The 20,495-nt window shown below is 70.3% G+C and carries 19 protein-coding genes; 11 read left to right on the top strand and 8 right to left on the bottom strand.

Annotated elements, in window-relative coordinates; translation table 11 throughout:
* Nucleotides 1–138 precede the first annotated feature (138 nt).
* The 7 genes from H576_RS0107700 (at nucleotide 139) to H576_RS0107670 (ending at nucleotide 8,826) form a co-directional block, all read left to right on the top strand.
* Nucleotides 139–1,413, top strand: coding sequence for an extracellular solute-binding protein (locus tag H576_RS0107700; RefSeq protein WP_029150456.1), 1,275 nt, complete (start codon nucleotides 139–141; stop codon nucleotides 1,411–1,413).
* A gap of 7 nt (nucleotides 1,414–1,420) precedes the next feature.
* Entirely contained in the window at nucleotides 1,421–2,359 is a 939-nt protein-coding gene (locus H576_RS0107695; RefSeq protein ID WP_084502565.1) for a carbohydrate ABC transporter permease, read from the top strand.
* Between the two features lie 131 nt (nucleotides 2,360–2,490).
* Complete coding sequence (locus H576_RS0107690; RefSeq protein WP_245559138.1) at nucleotides 2,491–3,252, top strand: carbohydrate ABC transporter permease; 762 nt, start codon at nucleotides 2,491–2,493, stop codon at nucleotides 3,250–3,252.
* Between the two features lies 1 nt (nucleotide 3,253).
* Nucleotides 3,254–6,232: an alpha-mannosidase gene (locus H576_RS0107685; protein ID WP_029150453.1), complete on the top strand. Its 2,979-nt coding sequence runs from the start codon at nucleotides 3,254–3,256 to the stop codon at nucleotides 6,230–6,232.
* A complete protein-coding gene (locus tag H576_RS0107680) occupies nucleotides 6,229–7,857 on the top strand; it encodes a hypothetical protein (protein WP_029150452.1) in 1,629 nt (542 codons plus the stop codon). Before H576_RS0107685 ends, H576_RS0107680 begins: the two co-directional genes overlap by 4 nt.
* Before the next feature lie 316 nt (nucleotides 7,858–8,173).
* Nucleotides 8,174–8,518, top strand: a complete 345-nt coding sequence (locus H576_RS0107675) for a type II toxin-antitoxin system RelE/ParE family toxin (protein ID WP_245559137.1) — start codon at nucleotides 8,174–8,176, stop codon at nucleotides 8,516–8,518.
* Nucleotides 8,518–8,826 (top strand): helix-turn-helix domain-containing protein, encoded by a 309-nt coding sequence (locus H576_RS0107670; RefSeq protein WP_029150450.1) that lies wholly within the window; start codon nucleotides 8,518–8,520, stop codon nucleotides 8,824–8,826. The genes H576_RS0107675 and H576_RS0107670 overlap by 1 nt, the downstream gene beginning before the upstream one ends.
* An 8-nt stretch (nucleotides 8,827–8,834) precedes the next feature.
* Here H576_RS0107670 and H576_RS14855 read toward each other — a convergent pair whose 3' ends face one another.
* From H576_RS14855 to H576_RS14845, 7 genes are all read right to left on the bottom strand, one after another.
* Nucleotides 8,835–9,644, bottom strand: coding sequence for an alpha/beta hydrolase fold domain-containing protein (locus H576_RS14855; protein WP_051172394.1), 810 nt, complete (start codon nucleotides 9,642–9,644; stop codon nucleotides 8,835–8,837).
* Complete coding sequence (locus H576_RS14850; RefSeq protein WP_051172393.1) at nucleotides 9,641–11,629, bottom strand: beta-galactosidase; 1,989 nt, start codon at nucleotides 11,627–11,629, stop codon at nucleotides 9,641–9,643. Before H576_RS14850 ends, H576_RS14855 begins: the two co-directional genes overlap by 4 nt.
* Nucleotides 11,629–12,264 carry a hypothetical protein gene (locus tag H576_RS0107655; RefSeq protein ID WP_029150449.1) on the bottom strand — a complete coding sequence of 212 codons (636 nt, stop codon included), beginning with the start codon at nucleotides 12,262–12,264 and terminating at the stop codon, nucleotides 11,629–11,631. The genes H576_RS14850 and H576_RS0107655 overlap by 1 nt, the downstream gene beginning before the upstream one ends.
* Nucleotides 12,261–13,151 carry a carbohydrate ABC transporter permease gene (locus tag H576_RS0107650; protein WP_029150448.1) on the bottom strand — a complete coding sequence of 297 codons (891 nt, stop codon included), beginning with the start codon at nucleotides 13,149–13,151 and terminating at the stop codon, nucleotides 12,261–12,263. The genes H576_RS0107655 and H576_RS0107650 overlap by 4 nt, the downstream gene beginning before the upstream one ends.
* Nucleotides 13,148–14,134, bottom strand: coding sequence for a carbohydrate ABC transporter permease (locus tag H576_RS0107645; protein ID WP_084502563.1), 987 nt, complete (start codon nucleotides 14,132–14,134; stop codon nucleotides 13,148–13,150). The genes H576_RS0107650 and H576_RS0107645 overlap by 4 nt, the downstream gene beginning before the upstream one ends.
* 7 nt (nucleotides 14,135–14,141) lie before the next feature.
* Nucleotides 14,142–15,431: an ABC transporter substrate-binding protein gene (locus tag H576_RS0107640; RefSeq protein WP_029150446.1), complete on the bottom strand. Its 1,290-nt coding sequence runs from the start codon at nucleotides 15,429–15,431 to the stop codon at nucleotides 14,142–14,144.
* 91 nt (nucleotides 15,432–15,522) lie between these two features.
* Nucleotides 15,523–16,662 (bottom strand): Gfo/Idh/MocA family protein, encoded by a 1,140-nt coding sequence (locus H576_RS14845; protein ID WP_051172391.1) that lies wholly within the window; start codon nucleotides 16,660–16,662, stop codon nucleotides 15,523–15,525.
* A gap of 124 nt (nucleotides 16,663–16,786) precedes the next feature.
* Here H576_RS14845 and H576_RS0107630 point away from each other — a divergent pair, with 124 nt between their 5' ends.
* The 4 genes from H576_RS0107630 (at nucleotide 16,787) to H576_RS0107615 (ending at nucleotide 19,389) form a co-directional block, all read left to right on the top strand.
* Nucleotides 16,787–17,956, top strand: a complete 1,170-nt coding sequence (locus H576_RS0107630; RefSeq protein WP_036319921.1) for an AI-2E family transporter — start codon at nucleotides 16,787–16,789, stop codon at nucleotides 17,954–17,956.
* Nucleotides 17,957–17,971: 15 nt separating this feature from the next.
* Nucleotides 17,972–18,433, top strand: coding sequence for a GNAT family N-acetyltransferase (locus H576_RS0107625; RefSeq protein WP_029150444.1), 462 nt, complete (start codon nucleotides 17,972–17,974; stop codon nucleotides 18,431–18,433).
* A 63-nt stretch (nucleotides 18,434–18,496) separates the two neighbouring features.
* On the top strand, nucleotides 18,497–19,069 hold the full coding sequence (locus H576_RS0107620; protein WP_029150443.1) for a hypothetical protein: 573 nt from the start codon (nucleotides 18,497–18,499) through the stop codon (nucleotides 19,067–19,069).
* Nucleotides 19,066–19,389: a hypothetical protein gene (locus H576_RS0107615; RefSeq protein ID WP_029150442.1), complete on the top strand. Its 324-nt coding sequence runs from the start codon at nucleotides 19,066–19,068 to the stop codon at nucleotides 19,387–19,389. The genes H576_RS0107620 and H576_RS0107615 overlap by 4 nt, the downstream gene beginning before the upstream one ends.
* A gap of 24 nt (nucleotides 19,390–19,413) precedes the next feature.
* Here the strand turns inward: H576_RS0107615 and H576_RS0107610 are convergent, their stop codons facing one another.
* Nucleotides 19,414–20,481, bottom strand: a complete 1,068-nt coding sequence (locus H576_RS0107610; protein ID WP_036319919.1) for a histidinol-phosphate transaminase — start codon at nucleotides 20,479–20,481, stop codon at nucleotides 19,414–19,416.
* Nucleotides 20,482–20,495: the final 14 nt, after the last annotated feature.

Here is a 20,495-nt window from a genome sequence, read left to right as displayed (position 1 = left end):
TGATGGGAGGCCGCCGCCACATCTTCATCATCCGGAAACATCCTTGACTTTGCAACGAATTCTCATGGCGTGACAGTGGGGCTCAGTAAGCGCTCGTAGTGATGCCAAAGTCTGTAGCGCGCCAGGTCAGGAGATGCCATGAAACGATCACGCACCATCCGCACCGTCCTCGTTGCGGGAGTCGCCGCAGCGGCTCTCGGGCTGTCGGCCTGCTCCGGCAGCGCCGACTCCGGGGAGGTGACCCTCGAGTTCCTGCAATCGGGCGATGCGAATCAGGGCGGTGGTTACGCGGCGATGGCTGCCGAATACGAGAAAGAGACGGGCGTCAAAGTCGACGTCGTCGAGGTGCCGAGCGCCGACCTGCAGACGCGGCTGCGTACCGCCTCTCAGGCCAACGACGTGCCCGCGCTCGCGGCGGCGCCCGGCGTCGACCCGGCGTGGAGCGACCGGCTGCTCGACCTCAGCGACATCTCCGACGAGGCCGGCGTCATCGACACTCTCGAAGTTCCCGACCCCACTGATGGCGACAAGGTCAAGGCGCTCCCGACGACGCTGACGTCGGTCGGCATGTTCCTCAACAAGTCGCTGTGGGATGAGGCGGGCGTGAGCTACCCCACCTCGACCGACGAGCAGTGGACCTGGGACGAGTTCGTCGACTCCGCGACTCAGGTCGTCGAGGCGACCGACGCGCAGTACGGCGCAGTCATGGACCGGTCCGCTCACCGTCTGCGAGCCTTCCTGTACGAGTTCGGGAGCCAGGGCGTCACGGAGCAGGACGACGGCAGCTGGGCGCTCGACCGCGAAGGAGCTGACGCGTTCGAATACTTCAAGAACTTGAACGACGACGGGTTCATCCCCGCTTCCGTGTGGGCGTCCGCCGAGGACGCGAGCGCGACATTCAAGAGCGGCCGTGTCGCGGCATACCTGTCGGGCGTCTGGCAGATCGCAGACTTCCAGGAGAACATCTCCGACTTCGAGTGGGTCTCCGTGCCGTTGCCGCAGGAACCGGTGCGCGCGACGAACTACGGGGCGGCGAGCTGGATCGTCGCGTTCGACGGTAGCGGCGTCGAGCAGGAGGCGCTCGACTTCATCTCGTGGATGTACCAGCCGGAGCATTACGCGGAGTACTGCGAGATCTCGGCTTGTCTGCCGGCGCTCGATGGCATCGACGTCGACTACGGCGACGACTCGTACGCCTTCGACCTGTACAACGACGAGATCGCGGAGTCGCCCGAGGTCTCCGCTGCCCAGACCACAGACGCCCTGCTCAACGGGTACCTCGGCGTCTCGGTCGACAGCGAGCCGCTCGAGGATGAGATGGTGCGCTACCTGACGGGCGAGGCGACGCTTGACGAGGCTGTGGCGGCGGTCGGCGAGGCGACTACCGAGCAGATGGCCGCGGCCGGGGAGTGACGGCCCGATGACCGACACTCTCATGCGGGCCCCAGCGCCGCCGAGCGCCCCGGCTGGGCGCCCCGGGCGCCGGCGGCCGTTCGGCCGCTACCGCACCGCGCCCTTCCTCTTCACCGTCATCACCGCGGTCCTGTTCGCGCTGTTCTTCCTCTGGCCTGGGCTGCTCGGGCTCGCATATTCGCTGACCGACTACCGCGGGTACGGCGACGCCGAGTTCATCGGGGTCGAGAACTACATCACGCTGTTCCAAGACTCCGACTTCTACCAGTCGCTCGGGCGCACGCTGCTGTTCGCGCTCGTCTCGGTGCCCGTCGGGTACGTGCTCGCTCTCGCGATGGCGGTGGCGCTCAATGGGGCAGGAGCGAAGGGCAAGACCGCGGCGCGGATCATCTTCTTCCTGCCATGGCTCGTCTCGCCCATCGTCGCCGGTGTGATCTGGCGGTGGCTGTTCGGAGAGAGCTTCGGCTTCGTCAACTTCGCGCTCGGGCTGGTCGGAATCGGACCGGTTCCGTGGGCGAGCAACGCGGATCTCTCGCTGCTCGTCGTCGTGCTCGCGGGCGCCTGGGGCGGGGCTGCGTTCAACATGCTGCTGTTCATCGCCGCGATCAACAACGTTCCGCAGTCGTACTACGAGGCTGCCGAGCTCGATGGGGCGAACGCATGGCAGCGGTTCTGGCACATCACACTGCCGTCGATCGCTCCCACATCGGTCCTCGTGGTCCTGCTGTCGACGCTCGGCAGCATGAAGGAGTTCGCGATGATCCAGGCGCTCAACAGCGGGGGACCGGGGACTCAGAATCGACTGATCGTGCAGTACATCTATGACACGGGCTTCACGAGCGGCGATGTGGGATACGCGAGCGCCGCCTCGATGATCCTCCTCGTGGTCCTCATGATCATTGCGATCGTGCAGCTCTGGGCGAGCAGGAGGAACAGCGCATGGTGACGGCACCACCGACGGAGAGCACATACTCTCTCACCGTCCAATCGGGCACGAGGCGTCCGACGCGCAGGCGTGGCGGCCGCTGGCGTCGAGCCGTCCTCCCGACGACGTTCCTCTGGGTACTCGCGGTCCTCATGGCGTTCCCGCTCCTGTGGTTCCTTTTGTCATCGTTCAAGCCGGGCGGCGAGCTGTTCAGCTACCCGCTGTCGTTCCTGCCGCGCACCTGGACGCTCGACGGCTACGAGAAGGCACTCGAGCAGATCGACTTCCTGCAATACCTGACGAACAGTGCGATCGTCGCCGTCGTGACGACGGCGCTCACTGTCTTCCTCTGCGCTACCACGGGGTATGCGCTTGCGAAGTACAAGAACCCGTGGCTCAGCGTTCTCGGCCTCCTCATCCTGTCGATGACGATGCTGCCGGGCGAGGTGATCCTCAACCCGCTGTTCACTGTGGTCCGCGACCTGGGGCTCTACAACTCGCTGCTTGGGGTGATCGTGCCGAGCATCGTCACTCCGACGGGTGTGTTCATGTTCCGACAGTTCTTCGTGACGGTGCCGGACGAACTCATGGACGCCGCGCGGATCGATGGCGCTAGTGAGTACGGGATCTTCTTCCGGATCATGATGCCGCTCTCGCGACCGATCATGCTGACGCTCGCGATCGTCTCGTTCCAGTGGCGTTGGAACGACTACATCCTTCCGCTCATCGTGCTCGGCGATCCGAAGCAGTACACGCTGCAGATCGGTCTGCGGTCGCTCGTGGGCGCGGAGAACATCGACTGGAGCGTCCTGCTCTCGGCGTCGGTCCTGTCGATGATCCCGCTCGTCGCTCTGTATCTCGTGTTCCAGAGGTACATCACCTCGTCCAACATCAACACAGGCCTCAAGGACTGACGTGCACCACGCGCCCCACCTCGTTCTCGACCGCGTCGACCGCTTCCTCGGCGAATACCTCCCGCAAGGCATCGTCGCCGGCGCCGTCGACCTCCAGGTGGGCGCGTGGGAGGTGCCGGGCGAGCCGATACCGTTCGATGAGGCCGTGGCACGGGCGAGCTACGTCCCCGTGAAGCCGGGCGATGCGTGGGGTGCGCCGTGGGGCACCACGTGGCTTCGCATCGCGGGCGCGATCCCGTCGGATTGGGCAGGGCGCGGGCGCATCGAGGCATCGATCGACCTCGGGTTCGGATCCGCGAAACCGGGTTTCCAGTGCGAGGGCCTCGTGCGACTCCTCGACGGAACCGCGGTCAAGGGGCTTGAGCCCCGCAACCACCACGTTCCGCTCGATGCTGACCCCGGGTCGCACGTCGATTTCCTCGTCGAGGCCGCGTCGAACGCGGATCTCTCGGGCGGCGACGACTTCCGCAGCCCCCGCGCCTTCTCCGCGACCCCGCTCGGCGACCGAGTGACGGCGGGTTCCGATCCGCTCTACCGATTCGGCCGGATGGAGATCCGCCTGATCGACGCGGGCGTTGAAGCCCTCGAACGCGAGGTGCGTATCCTGCGCGGCCTCGCCGCGGAACTGGACGATGCCTCGCCCCGTCGTGCGCTGATCCTGCGGGGCCTCGAACGCGCGCTGTACGCGATCGATCCGGACGCTCCATCCCGAGGCGCGGCGGAGGCCCGCGAAATCCTCGCGCCCCTCCTCGCCGCGCCCGCGTCGAGCTCCGCCCACCGGGTCACCGCGACGGGGCACGCGCACATCGACTCGGCCTGGCTTTGGCCCTCGCGGGAGACCGTGCGCAAGGTGATCCGCACCTACGCCAACGTGCTCGATCTCATGGACCGCGACGGAGAGGTGACCTTCGTCAGCTCGTCCGCCCAGCACTTCGCCTGGGTGAAACAGCATGATCCCGCGCTCTTCGAACGGATCCGAGAGCGGGTCGCTGAGGGGCGGTTCGCGCCGGTCGGCGGCATGTGGGTCGAGTCGGACGTCAACATGCCGTCGGGGGAGTCGCTCGCGCGGCAGCTGCTCTACGGCACGCGCTTCTTCGACGAGGAATTCGGCGTGCGGTCCGAGGTCGGCTGGCTGCCCGACTCCTTCGGGTATCCGGGATCCCTGCCGCAGATTCTGCGCCGCGCGGGGATCCGCTGGTTCTTCACGCAGAAGATGAGCTGGAACGACTCCGACGCGATGCCGCATCACTCCTTCCTCTGGGAGGGCATCGACGGCAGCCGGGTGTTCACCCACTTCCCGCCCAACAACACATACTCGGGGGACATGCGGCCGACCGAACTCGCCCGCAGCGTGCGCAACTTCGCTGATCACGGGGCGGCGACGATGTCGCTCATGCCCTTCGGATACGGGGATGGCGGGGGCGGGCCCACGCGGGAGATGGTCGCGGACGCTCGTGTTCAGGCCGATCTCGATGGCTCGCCGCGCGTCGAGCTGGGCACGCCCGAGGGGTTCTTCCGTGAGGCTGAGGCCGAGTACGCCGACCCTCCGATCTGGTCGGGGGAGATGAACCTGCAGTTCCACCGGGGGGTCTTCACGTCGCAGTCGCGCACGAAGCGCGGCAACCGGCGGGCGGAGAGCCTGCTGGTCGAGGCCGAGGGATGGGCTGCAGCGGCGACGGTGCGGACGGGAGCGTCGTATCCTGCCGAAGAACTCGACGCACTCTGGCGCGAGGTCCTCCTGCTCCAGTTCCACGACATCCTCCCGGGGAGCGCGATCGCCTGGGTGCATCGCGAGGCCGAAGCGACGCACGCGCGCGTGATCGAAACGCTCGAGGCGATGATCTCCAGATCCCTGGCTGCGCTCGTTCCGGTCGGGGACCGCGAGCTCGCCGCGCACGGGTCGTCCTTCGGCGTCGTCGATCCCTCTGCTCCCGTCACGATCGCCGCATTCGATGACGGAGAGGCGCTCCGCCTGCGCTCGGACGCCCTCGGCGTCTCCGTCGGCCGAGACGGCGCGATCGTCAGCATCGTCGATCTCGAGACAGGGCGAGACCTGCTCGCGCCGGGACACCCGGCGAACGTCGCGCGGCTGTGCGTCGACGCACCAGCACGGTGGGACGCATGGGACCTCGATCGTTCCTACGAACTCGCAACCGAGACGCTCGTCGGCGCGGCGCGGCTCCACGGCGACGAAGTCATCGTCGAGTGCGACTTCGGGTCGAGTCGCATGACGCAGCGCATCGGGCTCGACGAGACGGGGCGCGCGGTCGTGATCCGCACCCGCGTCGCATGGCACGAGACCCGTCGCATGCTCAAGCTCGCCTTCCCGTTCGAGGTGCACGCCGCAGACGCAGCCTACGAGACCGCGTTCGGCCACGTGAAGCGACCACTGCACCGCAACACGTCGTGGGACGCGGCGCGATACGAGGTGTGCGCACACCGGTGGGTGCACGTGGGCGAGCCCGGCTTCGGGGTCGCGCTCGTCAACGACGGGATCTACGGTCACGACGCGCGACGCGAGAGCGTGGGCGGGCGGGTGATCACGACGGTGCGACAGTCGCTGCTGCGAGCACCCACGTTCCCCGACCCTCACGCCGACCAGGGTGATCACGAATTCACGACGCTCATCGCTCCCGCCGAGCAGACCGACGTCGCACGGGCATGGGCATCCGTCGTCGAGGCGCCGCCGCGCCTGATCCGGGGCTCCGCGACGGTCGAGCCGCTCGTCGCCCTCGACCCCGACACGAGCGCCGAGATCTCCGCGATCAAACTCGCGGCCGACGGCTCCGGCGATGTGATCGTCCGGCTGTTCGAGACGTGCGGTGCGCGTACGTCGTTCCGCCTCATCCCCGGGTTCGACGTCGCGCGGATCCGCGAATGCGATCTCGTCGAGACGCCGGGAGACGACGTCGCCCGTGACGAAGCCCACGCGCTCGCCGCGTTCGAGATCCGGACCCTGCGCCTGGAGGTCGCACCATGACGAGAGACGACGCCTTCCTCGCCCGAGTAATCGCCGCAGCGGACGACGCGGTCGACGCGCTCGCGGGGGCGGAGCCCATCGAACGGGCCCCGCTCGGCCCGCACCGGGAGTCGATGCGCCGCGCGAAGCTTCTCGTCGCGGCGTACCTCGCCCCGGCCGGCCGCTTCTCGGGTGAGGCCTCGCTCATCGAGCAGGCGGGTGAATACGCTCGCGCGCTCACCACGCTGCAGACGCCGTCGGGGTTGTTCTCGGGCGGCGACAACGTCGAGTCGCCTCCCGACAGCGGCTTCACACTGAACGACGTCGGCGACATCCTCGCGCTGATCGAGGCCTCGATGGATCCCGCGCTCGAGACACTCGGAGCAGGGCTCGCGGGGATCGCTCGCACGGCGATCCCCGCGATGCTGACGGGTGGGGTGCACACGCCGAATCATCGGTGGGAACTCGCCGCGGCGCTTGCCCGGCTGCTCCGCGTCGCTCCGGACACCGCTGCTGTTCGCTCCCGCATCGATCAGTGGCTCGCCGAGGGCATCGACATCGACGCCGACGGACAGTTCTCCGAGCGCAGCGCCAACTATGCGGCGCACGTGTCGCTTCCCGCTCTCTTCGCTATGGCAGGCGAGCTCGCGCGCCCCGACCTCCTGGAGATCGCGCACCGCAACCTCCTCTCGCTCGTGGGAGCGATCCACGACGACGCAACAGTCGAGACCGTGCACTCGCGCAGGCAGGATCAGTGCGAACCGTCGTTCGCGCTCGCCCCGCTGCTCGTGCCGCTCCGACGCGCCGCGCTCGCCACGGGCGACGAGACGCTCGCATGGGCGGCGAGCGTCGCCGCGCGGGCCGACATCGCCGAACCTCAGACGGTTCTCGCCGACATCCTCCTGCATCCGGAGATCGCCGAGGAGCTACCCGAGGCGTCCGTGCGCCCCGTCGGGCGGTTCTCATGGCCGGAATCCGGTCTCGTGATCGATCGGAACCTGACTCGAGCCGTGACGGTGTTCGGCGGGAGCGACTACGCGAAGCACAGGCGGATCCGCTCGGGGCTCGCGAACAATCCCACGTTCCTGCGGATTCACGCCGGAGAGGTGGTGATCGAGTCGGTGCGCCTCTCGCGCGAATTCTTCGGGCTCGGCCCGTTCCGCGCCGACGAGATGGCCGAGGGCGACGGCGGCATCGACCTCGGCGAGAGCGTCACCGGCAGCTACTACCAGCCCCTGGCGCCCGAGCACAGACGGTCGCACGGCGTATACCCGGTCGTCGACGAGGGACGCTTCTCCGCGGCGATGGCGTTCGGTGAACGGGCGCGAACCGACGTCGAGCTGACGACCCGGATCCGGGTGATTCCGACGCTCGACGGCGTCGACCTGGACCTGTCGATCGACGGGCCGCAGACGGCGTGGTCGCTCGAGATCGCCTTCCGGCCCGGCGGCGTGCTCGACGGGTCCATCTACCGGGCGGGCGACGACGCGGTCCGCGTCGAGACGTCCGCGTCGGTCGGCACGGGGTTCTACCGGCCCGGCGAGGACTACACCTACCTCGGCGGCACCGACGCGATGCCCGGCCCGCGCCTCTACGTGACGGGGCGGGCTCCGGGATCGGCCCACGTGAGGATCCGACGCCTGTGACCACGCTGCTGTTCGACGGGCCCGCCGACGGCTGGCTCGACGCGCTGCCGCTCGGCAACTGACGCGACATGCGCATGGGTCCTCCCGAGGTGATCCACGTGAACGAGGAGACGGTGCGATCGGGCTCGTGACATGGAACCGGTGCAGCGTCGAACTCCATCTGGATTCCGCCGAGCCGACCGCCTGCACGGCCGCCGATCTCCACGCCTCCTGACGCCTCTGGTCGCGTCGTTCGGATGTCGGGGGGTCGCTGGTGTGATTCGTGCATGAGAGCACCCGTTCCAGAACGTATAGGTAGTAAGCTGTGTCCCGGTGGGTGATCGAGGTCGACCTCGTGGAGAAGTGGTTTCTCGGGCTCGACCCCGGCTCGCAGCAGCAGGTCGCGGCGGCGCTCGACATGCTCGGCGAAGAGGGGCCGCAGCTCGGGAGGCCGGTCGTCGACACGGTTTCGTGCTCGAGATTCCGGAACATGAAAGAGCTGCGGCCCGGATCCACAGGGCGCAGCGAGATCCGAATCCTGTTCGCCTTCGACCCCAGACGCCACGCGATCCTGTTGATCGCGGGTGACAAGTCGGGCGAGGGGGTGAAGTGGTACGACAAGAACATTCCGCGGGCGGATGCCCTGTGGCAGGAGCATCTCGACAGGCTGAGGAGGCCGTGATGGCGAGGACGTGGGACGAGCTGCGCGGCGAGGTCGCGCTCGATGAGGAGTCAGTTGAAGCGGCCAAGCAGCGGCTGCGCGGCGAGGTCAATGCGCATGCGCTGCGCGAGCTGCGTGACGCGTACGGGCTGACGCAGCAGCAACTCGCCGACCGCCTCGGCATCAGCCAGAAGCGGGTGTCGCGCATCGAGCGCGGCGACGTGCGCATGAACAAGATCGACACGCTCATGCGATACGCCGAGGCCGTCGGTGCCCGCGTCCACATCGAGCTCGAGACAGGCGAATCGAGCGTCACGCTCGTCGCCTGAGCGACGCGCTACGCCCCGAGCCCCGCCGCCAGCGCGGCGATCGATTCCTCGAAGCCGCCGTCCTCCGGGCGGTTGAGATGGCCGTGGGTCGTGCCGGGGATCACCGCGAACGACACGTCGACGCCCGCGTTCGCGAGGGATCCCGCGAAGGCCGCGCCCGAGACCTGCAGCTCGTCGGTCTCCGACGCGACGATCGTCGTCGGCGGGAAGCCCGCGAGGTCGTCGGGGCCCGCGGTTCCCGGGACGGCGACGACGGTGGGCTCGGATCCGCCGAGGTAGTTCGCGTACATGTCGCGCACGACCGCGGGCGAGAACTGATCCGCGAGCCCGCGCTCGGCGATCCGCGCCGCGAGCGCGGGCGGCGTCGGCGGCTGCGCCGCGTGCAGCGTCGGGTAGGCGAGGATCACGCGATCGGGCGGCGCGGAGCCCGCGCCGATGAGCGAGAGCGTCGCGCCGACCGCGATGTTGCCTCCCGCGCTCGCGCCGCCGACCGCGACGCGCGACGCGAGCGAGCGCGCCCACCCGACGACGAAGGCGACCTCCTCGGCCGGGACGGGCGCGCGGATGCCGCGGGGCTCGCCCGCGGCCGGCCACCTGTCGCCCGGGATCGCGGAGGCGAGGCGGTAGTCGACCGACGCCGTCGGGAACCCGCGCTCGGCGAACGCCCGCGCGACCGCGTCGGCCTCGTCCATGTCGATGTCGCCGTACGCGAACCCGCCGCCGTGCGCCCACACGATCGCCGTGTCGCCGTTCGCCGGATACAGCCGCACCCGCAGGGGCCCGTGGGGCCCGTCGAGGATCTGCTCGGTGATCGTCATGCCGCCCCATCCTGCCGCACGTAGGCGTGCTCCTGCGGGCCGAGGGCGAGGCCGAGCTCGGGGATCCGCGCCTCGCCCTCGCCGTGGTTGATGATCGTCACGAGATCGCCGCGCTGGGCGAGCTCGACGCCGGGCGGAGGGGCGATCCCGAGCACCGACTCGGCGCCCGACTCGGCGAGGAGCCGCGCGACGACGAGGTCGAGGCCCCGCTCGTCGGGCTGCGTCGCGAGGTACCAGGCCGATCCGGATCCGTGCGCTCGCCGCGTGATCGCGGGCCGCCCGGCGGAGGGCCCCGAGGCGAAGGTCGCGAGGACGGCCGCGTCGTCGGCGAAGAGCGCCTCGGCGAAGAAGGTGCCGGCGAACTCGGCGGATCCGAACGCCACGGCGGCCTCCTCCGCGGGCGACGCCGCCGCGACGGACGCCGCGCCGGCCCGCGCCGCGGCGTCGCCGAGCGTCGGCGGGAGGAGCGGGCGGAAGTCCTCGAACGCGACGCCGAGGATCGGTCCGAGCTGCGTGAGGAACCCGCCGTCGCGGAAGCGGTCGCTCTCGTCGACGACGTCGGTGAAGGGCCCGGCCGCGAGGACCCCGCCCTCCGCGGCGAACGCGCGGAGGGCAGCCACCCCCGGGTCGCGCATCAGGTACAGGAACGGCGCGATCGCCAGGCGGTACCTCCCGTCGACGTCCTCGGGACGGACGACGTCGACCATCACCCCGCGCCGGTGCAGCGCGCCGTACCAAGCGCGCACGACGCCGAGGTAGTCGACCGTGCCGGGGTGGTCGGCCCCCTCGACCGCCCACCAGTTCTCCCAGTCGAACACGAGCGCGACGGGGGAGTCCGAGGGGGCGGGCAGCTCGGGAAGGGCGGCGAGTGCGGATCCCAGCTCGACGACCGACTCCCACGTCCGCGTGCGGGTGCCCGCGTGCGGGAGCATCGCCGAGTGGAACTTCTCGCTCCCCGCCCGCGACTGGCGCCACTGGAAGAAGAAGACGCCGTCGGCGCCGCGCCCGATCGCCTGCGCCGTCTCGGCCGCCAGCTGCCCGTCGCGCTTCGACGGGTTCGTCGGCCGCCAGTTCACGGCGTCGGTCGCCTGCTCCATGAGCAGCCACGGCGTCCCGCGCTTGAGCGAGCGCACGAGGTCGCGCTGGAACGCGATGTCGCGCACCCGCGTCGGGCTCGACGGATCCGGGTAGCAGTCGTCCGTGATGACGTCGATGTGCGGGGCCCACGACGCGTAGTCGGCGTGCGGGAACGGCCCCATCATGTTCGTCGAGATCGGCTGGGTCGCGCCCGCCGCGCGGATGATGTCGGCCTGCATCCGGAAGAGCGACAGCCACGTGTCGGACATGAAGCGCCGGTAGTCGAGGACCTGCGCGGGGTTGCGGCTGTACGGCGCCTTCCGCGGCGGGAAGACCTCGTCGAACGAGCCGTACCGCTGCGACCAGAAGTCGGCTCCCCAGGCGGCGTCGAGCGCGGCGACGGTGCCGTACCTCTCGCGCAGCCAGGCGCGGAAGGCGTCGCGCGCGCTGTCGCCGTACTCGACGGGCAGGTGGCAGCCGAGCTCGTTGTCGACGTGCCACATGACGACGGCGGGGTGGTGCGCGTAGCGCTCGGCGATGCGCCGGACGAGCTCGGCGGCGAGCCTCCTGTAGGTCGGCGACGACGGCGAGTGATGCTGCCGGGATCCGTGCCAGTACGGCGCCCCGTTCTCGTCGGCCGCGAGCACGTCGGGGTGCCGCACCGTGACCCACGGCGGCGGCGAGGCCGTCGCGGTCGCGAGGTTGACGCCGATCCCGCCCGCGTGGAGCAGGTCGATGACGCGGTCGAGCCAGCCGAAGTCCCACTCGTCGGGGCCCGGCTGCAGGCGCGACCAGGCGAAGATCCCGAGGCTCACGGTCGTGACGCCCGCCTCGCGCATGCGCGCGACGTCGTCGTCCCAGACCTCCTCGGGCCACTGGTCGGGGTTGTAGTCGGCGCCGTAGAGCATCAGCGCCTCCGCGGGCGCGCGGGGGCCGCGACCGACGCGAGCGACGCGCAGCCGAGCGCCGGGACGAGGAGCGGCGCGAACATCCACGTCGCGAGCAGCACGAGGCCGCCCGCGAGCGCGACGTACGCGGCGCCCGCGAGGTCGGAGGTCACGGCCGCGGGCAGCGCGCGGAGGGCGCCCCGCCAGCCGGACGACGGATCCCAGAGCCCCGCCGCGACGAGGAGGGCGCCCGCCGCGGCGACGGCGACGGCCCAGCCGGCGACGACGAACGCGGATCCGCCCGGCAGTGCGCCCGATCCCGCGAACGCGATGTCGACCGCCAGGACGGCCGCGAGCGCGAGCGCGCCGGCGCCGACGAGGATCCCGCCGGGGAGGGCGCGCGCGAAGTCGCGCCACGCGGCGCCGAACGACGAGCCCTCGGCCCGCACGTACCGGCGCAGGTGCCGGTGCCCCGCCGCGAGCGCGGCCGGCAGCGTCACGAGAGGGAGCGAGGCGACCGTCACGCCGATCCCCGTGAGCAACACCTCGCCGAGCAGGGCGAACCAGGCGGTCGCCCCCGGGTTGGCGGCGGGGGCGTCGGCCGTCGGGCCCGTGCCGCTCGCGGCGGCGCGGCGGCGCGCGCGGGAGGCGCTCATCCCTTGAGCCCCTGCGTCGCGACCCCGTCGACGAGGAAGCGCTGGAAGATCACGAAGAACAGCAGCACGGGGACGAGGGCGACGAACGAGGCGGTCACGGTCGCGCCGTAGTCGCTCGCCGAGGTCTGGTCGTTGTAGAGCTGCAGCGCGATCGGGAGCGGATAGTTCTCGGGGCTGTTGAGGTAGAGCAGCGGGCCCATGAAGTCGTTCCACGACCAGATGAACGCGAAGATCGCGCAGGTCACGAGCGCGGGCTTGATGAGCGGCACGATGATCTGCAGGAAGATCCGGAAGTGGCCCGCGCCGTCGATCCGCGCCGCCTCGTCCATGTCGCGCGGGATCCCGCGGATGAACTGCACCGCGAGGAACACGAAGAACGCCTCGGTCGCGAGGAACTTCGGCAGGATCAGCGGCACGAAGGTGTCGACGAGGCCGAGCTGGTTGAACCAGATGTACTGCGGGATGATCACGACGTGGAACGGCAGGAGCAGCGTTCCGATCATGCAGGTGAAGAGGACGCCGACGCCGCGGAAGCGCATGCGCGCGAAGGCGTAGGCGGCGAGCGACGACGAGATCACGGTGCCGACGACGGCCCCGACCGCGAGGATCAGCGAGTTGGCGAAGAAGCGCCACATCGGGACCCCGCCGATGCCCTCCATCACGGTCAGGTAGTTCTGGATCGTCGGGCTCTGGGGCAGGAGGCCCTGGTTCTGCCCGAACTCGGCGTTGGGCTTGAAGGTCGAGAGCAGGAGCCAGACGAGCGGGTAGAGCACGACGCACGTGATGGCGATGAGGACGACGAACCAGACGACCGTCTGCCAGGTGCGGCGCTTGACGCGGCGCCGCGGCGCGGGCCGGCCGGTCGTGATGAGGGCTGTTGCGGTCATCGGTCTTCTCCCGAGTAGTGCACCCACGACTTCTGGGTGCGGAACAGGATCACGGCGAGGATCGCGACGACGATCATGATCGCCCAGCCGATCGCCGAGGCGTAGCCCATCTGCCCGTCGGAGAATCCGCGGCGGTACAGGTACACCGTGAGGAAGTTGGTCATGCCGGCGGGGCCGCCCTGGCCGTTGGAGATGATGTACGCCGACGCGAACACCTGGAACGCGCCGATGAGCTCGAGGACCAGGTTGAAGAAGATCGTCGGTGAGAGCATCGGCAGCGTCACGGTGCGGAACCGGCGCCACGACCCGGCGCCGTCGACCTCGGCGGCCTCGTAGAGCTCCTTCGGGACCTGCTTGAGGCCCGCGAGGAAGATGATCATCGTCGATCCGAACTGCCACACGGCGAGGAGGATCATCATCGGGAGCACGAGGCCGACGTTGCCGACCCAGCCGCCCAGGTGGATCCCGAACAGCTGCAGGCCGCTGTCGACGGGGCCGTCGGTCGTGAACATCGCGCGCCACACGATCGCGACCGACACCGACGCCCCGATGAGGCTCGGGGCGTAGAACGCCGAGCGGAAGAACGCGGATCCGCGGTCGCGGTAGTTGAGCAGCATCGCGACGGCGAGCGACGCGGCGAGCTTGATCGGCGTCCCGACGAGCACGTAGACGAGCGTGATCGTCGCCGACTGGATGAACACCGGGTCGTCCGTGAACATGCGCACGAAGTTGTCGAGCCCGATCCACTTCGGCGGTGTGAACAGGTTGTACGAGGTGAACGACAGGTACAGCGAGTAGATCATCGGGCCGAGCGTGAGGCCGAGGAACCCCACGAGCCACGGCGCGAGGAACGCGTACCCGCCGAGCGTCTCGCGCAGGTTCTTCTTCTTGAGCTCGGCCCGCGCGGGCGGCGCATCGACCGGCTGGGGGCGACGCACCGCCTTCGCGGTGGTGACCGCTCTCGTCTCCGTCGTCGTCGTCATCGTCGGGTCAGCTGTTGGCGCTCAGGACGACGTCGGCCTCGCTGAAGAACCGGCTGACGGCGTCGTCGACGCTCGTCGTGCCGAGGCCGATCTCCTTGCCGAGGTCCCAGAAGGTCTGCTCGATGGATCCGTACCCGTTGACGGGCAGCGCGGGGGCGTCGCCGATGCGGTCGGACACCGAGTCGAGGAAGTCGGCGACCTGCTGGTCGGGCCCCTCGAGCGTCGCGCCCGCGAGCTTGGTCTCGGAGGCCGGGAAGCCGAGCGAGGTGCCGAAGATCTCGCCCGCCTCGGGGCTGTTCACGACGTAGTCGAGGAAGATCGCGGCGGCCGTCGGGTGCTCGCTCTGCGAGGAGACGACCATCTGCAGGCCCGCCTGCTGGTAGAGGTCCTGCGATCCGTCCTCGAAGGTCGGCGGGGCCGCCATCGTGACGCTCGAGGCTCCCGAGTCGGCGAGGTAGCTCGCGATGAAGTTGCTCCAGCTGAGCTCGCTCTCGGTGAGGTTCGCGCCGAACCCCGAGATCGGGTCGATCTCGGCGAGCTGCTGCTGCGGGACGACGGCGCCCGACTCGATGTCGGCGGCGCCGAGGTTCCAGAACTCGCGCAGCTGGTCCTCGTCGAAGCCGAGCTCGCCGTCCTCGGTGAAGAGGTTCCCGCCGCCGGCGCGCAGCATCATCTCGAAGTTCTGGATGCGCTGCGAGTAGTCGGTGCCGCCGAAGACCGCGCCGCCCGACTTCTCGGTCGCGTCGGCCATCCACGCCGAGTAGTCCTCGTACGAGGTGCCGCCCGCATAGGGCTCGACGCCGTACTCCGCGAGGAGGTCGTCGTTGAGGAACGTGGCCCAGGTGCTGTAGCCGAGCGGCAGGCCGTACTGAGTGCCGTCGAGCTGGCCCGTTCCGAGGAGGCTGTCGGAGATCGCGGAGGTGTCGACGTCCTCGAAGGAGGAGAGGTCGGTGATGAGGCCGTTCTCGGCGTACTGGCGCAGGTAGGAGTAGTCGAACTGCATGACGTCGGGCAGGCCGCCGCCCGCCGCCTCGGTCTGGCGCTGCGTCCAGTACCCCGCGAAGTCGGTGAAGGATCCCTTCACCTCGATGTTCGGGTACTCCTCGTTGAACCGGTCGATGAGGTCGTTGTAGCGCTGGGCGCGGTCGTCGTTGCCCCACCAGGTGAAGGTGATCGAGACCTGCTCGTCGGGGTCGTACTCCTCGGCCGCCGTTCCGCCGGCGCAGCCCGAGAGCACGAGCGCCGTCGCGCCGAGAACGGCGGTCGAGAGGAGGGAGAGTTTCGTGGATCGCTTCATCGCTGGTCCTTACTGCGTCTTTGCGGTGTGGCCCGAGGTGCGCCAGGGAAAGCGCTTGCCGATTCGCACGCTAACGCAGACCCGAAACGTTTCACAAGTGCGGATCCGCGACTTTCCCGCCCCGGATCGTGCCGGCGTGGATCCGCGCGGTCGCGGCGCGGGGATCCGGCCCCGCCATCGCGGCGTGGAACGGGGTGCCCGGCGCGAGCTCGTCGTGGGCGACGGCGCGGCCCGAGAGCGCCGAGGCGTACATGCCCGCCGCGAGCTCCATGACGCGGCGCCCTCCCGCCCCCGAGGTCACGGGGCGCTCGCCGCGCTCCATGCACGCGACGACGTGCGCGAAGACGGGCGCGTGGGAAGAGCTCGGCACGTCGTCGACCGGGGCCCACGTCGCGGCCTCCTCGAGCGGGACACCGGGCGCCGGCGTCCACGTCCAGTGCGCGTTGTCGTATCCGTAGAGGTGCTCGACCTCGACGCTCGCGCGCTCGAAGTCGATCCGCACGCGGCTCGTCTCGCGCGGCGACAGCAGGCTGTTCACGACCGAGCACAGGGCGCCGTTCGCGAAGCGCACGTGCGCGAGCGAGACGTCCTCGGCCTCGGTGTCGCGGGCGAGCGTCGACATCTGCGCCGACACGTCGGTCCAGTCGCCGAGGAGCGAGAGCAGCATGTCCATCTGGTGCACGCCGTGGCCCATCGTCGGGCCGCCGCCCTCCGTCGCCCACTTCCCGCGCCACGGCACCGCGAAGTAGGAGGGGTCGCGGAACCAGAGGGTGTCGCACAGCGCGACGAGCGGCCGGCCGAGCGATCCGTCGGCGACGAGCTCGCGCAGCCGCACGGCGGCGGATCCGAAGCGGTGCTGGAAGATGTAGGCCGCGTACGGGCCGCCCTCCCGCTCGTGCGCGGCGACCTCGTCGTACTCGGCGAGCGAGAGCGTCGGGGGCTTCTCCGAGAGGACCCACGCGCCGGCCTCGAGGGCCGCGATCGCGTCGCCGCGGTGCGCGATGGGCGGCGTCGCGAGCGTCACGAGGTCGGGGCGCTCGGCCGCGATCATCTTGCGGGCGTCTCCGTACGAGCGCGCGACGCCCCACGTGTCGGCGAGGGCGCGCGCGGCGTCGGGGGCGACGTCGGCGATCCCGACGACCTCGACGCGGTCGCCGAGCGCGGCGAGGCTCGGCAGGTGCTGTTCGCGGGAGATGGCTCCCGCTCCGACGACGGCGACGCGGATCGGCATGAGGCTCCTTCGGCTCGGATGCGGCGCGGGGAAAGCGCTTGCCCACACGCTAGCGGCACGGCGCCCCGCCGCGCGGCCCGCGTGGGGCAGGATAGGGTGACGCGCACCGCACGGAAGGATCCCCATGCTGTTCGGACGACGCCCCTCGCCCACCCCCGAGGCCCGCCAGGCCCCGCGCCCCGCGGCGCCCGCCGAGGCGCCGCACCCGTCGGAGCTGTGGCGCGACACCATGGGCCGCCTCGCGACGCGCTCGATCCAGATCATCGCGGTCGTGATCCTCGCGGTCGGCGTGATCTGGGCGGCGCGCTCGATCACGGTCGTCGTGATCCCCGTGATCCTCGCCCTGATCTTCGCGTCGGCGTTCGAGCCGATCATGAAGCGCCTGCGCCGCGCGATGCCCAACGCGCTCGCGACCGTCATTGTGCTCGTCGCGATCGTCCTGATCCTCGGCGGCGTCGTCTACGCGATGGTCGCCTCGATCATCGGGCAGTGGTCCGAGCTCTACGACAGCGCCGCGACGGGCGTCGCCCAGGTTATCGACTGGGTCAACACGCTGCCGATCGTGCACGACCAGTCTGCGCTCGACGAGATCTGGGGCCAGATCCAGAGCTTCCTGTCGTCGTCGTCGCTCGGGTCGACGCTCAGCTCGGGCGCCGTCGCGGTCGGCGGCGCCGTCGCGAACTTCGTCACGGGCCTCGTACTCATGGTCGTCGTGCTGTTCTTCTTCCTCAAGGATGGCCCCCTGATCTGGGCTTTCCTCCTGCGCCCCTTCCGCGGCGAGAACTACGAGCGCATGCGCCGCATCGGCGACAAGACGGTGGGCACCATCGGCGCCTACGTGCGCGGCACTGCGGCCGTCGCGGCGGTCGACGCGATCGGCATCGGCATCGGCCTCGTGATCCTGCAGGTTCCGCTGTGGTTCCCGCTCATGCTCGTGGTCTTCGTGCTCGCGTTCATCCCCATCGTGGGCGCGACGCTCGCGGGGATCCTCGCGGCGCTCGTCGGCCTCGTCGACGGCGGGATCTGGACGGCCGTCATCATCGTCGCGATCGTCGTCGTCGTGAACCAGCTCGAGGGCAACCTGCTGCAGCCCGTCCTCATGGGCCGCGCGCTCCAGCTGCACGCCCTCGTGATCCTCGTCGCCCTGACGATCGGCACGGTCCTCTCCGGGATCCTCGGAGCGATCCTCGCGGTGCCGCTCGCCGCCGTCCTGTGGGGCATCGTCCTCGTCTGGGACGGCCCCGATACGCCCGCTCGCTGGGCGCGCAGGAAGCCGGATCACAGCGTCGCCTGACGATAATAGGTTCTCGTGACCCTCGAGATCCGCATCGACGACCTGACCTCCCCCGCGACCCGCGAGCTCGTGGCATCGCACGTCGCCGAGATGCACAGCGGCGCCGAGAGCGCCGAGTTCGTCTACGCCTACGACGTCGACGCCCTGACGCGCGAGGGCGTGACCCTGTTCTCGGCGTGGGAGGACGGCGCGCTCGCGGGCGTCGGCGGGCTCGCGGGCCTGGGCGGCGACGGCGAGCTCAAGTCGTTCCGCACCGCGGCGGCGTTCCTCGGGCGCGGCGTGGGCCGCGCCATCCTGCGCCGCGCGATCGCCGAGGCGCGCTCGCGCGGGTACGCGAACCTCTGGCTCGAGACGGGGACCTCCGACGCGTTCGCCGCCGCACGCCACCTCTACGCGAGCGAGGGCTTCGCCGAGACGGGGCCGTTCGGGCGCTACCCCGCGAGCCCCGAGTCGTACTTCATGACGCGCGCTCTCTGAACGGCTCCCAGCAACGGGGCTCCTAGGATGGGGACGACCCCCGAGAGAGCTTCTGGAACCGCCATGCCCCCACGCACCTTCAGCACCCGCGCGACGCGGGCCGTGCTGATCGCGCGAGCCGTCGTGGCGATCGCCGCGGCCCTCGTGATCACGTTCGTCCAGGAGCGCGACGGATCCTTCAGCCTCCTCGTGCTCGCGCTCTTCGCGGCCGCGACGGGCGTCGTGCTGCTCGCGGGGCGCCGCTGGGTCCTCGCCGCGGTCCACCTCGCGACCGCCGTCCTCGCCGTCGTCCCGCTGGGCGACGCGGGGGTGCGCTTCCACGTCCTGCTGCTCGGCTGGGCCATCGCGTCCGGCCTCGTCGAGCTCGTCCCGGGGATCCGCCGCCGCGGCACCGCTGGCGCGGCCGAGATGGCTGTCGTCGGGGGCCTGACGCTGCTGCTCGCCGTCGTCTCGCTGATCGTCGAGCCGCAGTACGCGCTCGACTACTTCATCGAGGACGCGGGCCGCTCGTTCACCCTGACCGGCACGATCATCGGCGTCGGCATCTTCGGCGGCTGGGCCGCCCTCGTCGGCGTGTACCTCGCCATCGGGGCCCTGTCGCCCGCACCCGCACAGCTTTCGAAAGAGCAGTCATGAGCAAGAAGAAGCCCTCCGCACGCCGCGAACTCATGAAGCCGATGCAGCTCGTGGGCCTCGCGCTCGTCGCGGCGCTCTTCGCGGGCTTCGTCGTCGCGATGTCGATGGGCGCGTTCACCGACCTCGGCGCCGGCACCGTGCAGGCGGCCTGGCGCTTCGCGGGCATCGTCGCCGGCATCGTGTTCATCGTCGTCCTGCTGGGCGTGGCGCTCCTGCTGCTCGCGATCGATCCGAAGGACGTCACGACGGCGCCCGACAAGCCCGTCCTCCTCCGCGACGACGAGGAGAAGGCGGCGAAGAAGCCCTCCGACGAGGAGTGAGCCGCCGGCGCCCCGCCCGGGGCGTCAGGACGCGATCGTGCGCGCGATCGCGAAGATCCGCTCGAGCGACTCCTCCTCGCCGACCGAGATGCGCACGCCCTCGGGGAAGGGGCGCACGACCACGTCGGCCGACATGAAGGCCTCGGCGACCGCGGGATCCGTCGTGGGGATCCAGACGAAGTTCGACTCGCTGTCGGGCACCGCGAGCCCCAGCTCGCGCAGGCCAGCGACGAGGCGGCCCCGGCGCTCGACGATGTGGGCCACGCGCTCGCGCAGCTGATCCTCGTGGCCGAGGCTCGCGAGGGCCGCCTCCTCGGCCTGCGCCGTGACCGAGAGCGGGATCTGCGTCGATCGCGCGCCGTCGAGCACGCGCGCGTGGCCGATCGCGTAGCCGACGCGGAGGGCCGCGAGGCCGTAGGCCTTCGAGAAGGTGCGCAGGACGACGACGTTGGGGTGCCGCTCGAAGACCCGCTCCTCGAGGCCGCTGACGGCTCCCTCGTCGGTGACGAACTCGGTGTACGCCTCGTCGAGGAGGATCAGGACGTCGGACGGGATCCGCGCGACGAACGCCTCGAACTCCTCGGACGTGACGATCGGCCCCGTGGGGTTGTTGGGGGAGCAGACGATGACGACGCGGGTCCGATCCGTCACGGCCGCCGCCATGGCGTCGAGGTCGTGGCGGCCGTCGGCCCGGCCCGGGACCTGCACGCTCGTCGCGCCGCTGACGAGGATGAGGCTCGGGTAGGCCTCGAACGAGCGCCACGCGTAGACGACCTCGTCGCCGACCGACGCGGCGGCCTGGATGAACGCCGCGAGGAGCGAGACGCTGCCGCTTCCGATGACGACCTCGTCGCTCGCGACCCCGTACCGCTCGCCGAGCGCGGCGCGGAGGCGCGCCGCCGTGGCGTCGGGGTAGCGGTTGAGCGCGCTCGCCCCGTGCACCGCCTCGACGACGCCGGGCAGCGGGTCGAACGGGTTCTCGTTGCTCGACAGCTTGAAGCCGGAGGCCGACGCGGCCTTCCCCTGGCGGTAGGGCGGGAGCGCCGCGATCTCGGGGCGCAGGCGGGGGAGGACGGGTTCGTCGGAGACCATCTTCAGATCCTATT

This window comes from Microbacterium indicum DSM 19969, assembly GCF_000422385.1.
Taxonomy (GTDB): Bacteria; Actinomycetota; Actinomycetes; order Actinomycetales; family Microbacteriaceae; genus Microbacterium; species Microbacterium indicum.
This window is presented reverse-complemented; position numbering and strand designations above follow the sequence as displayed.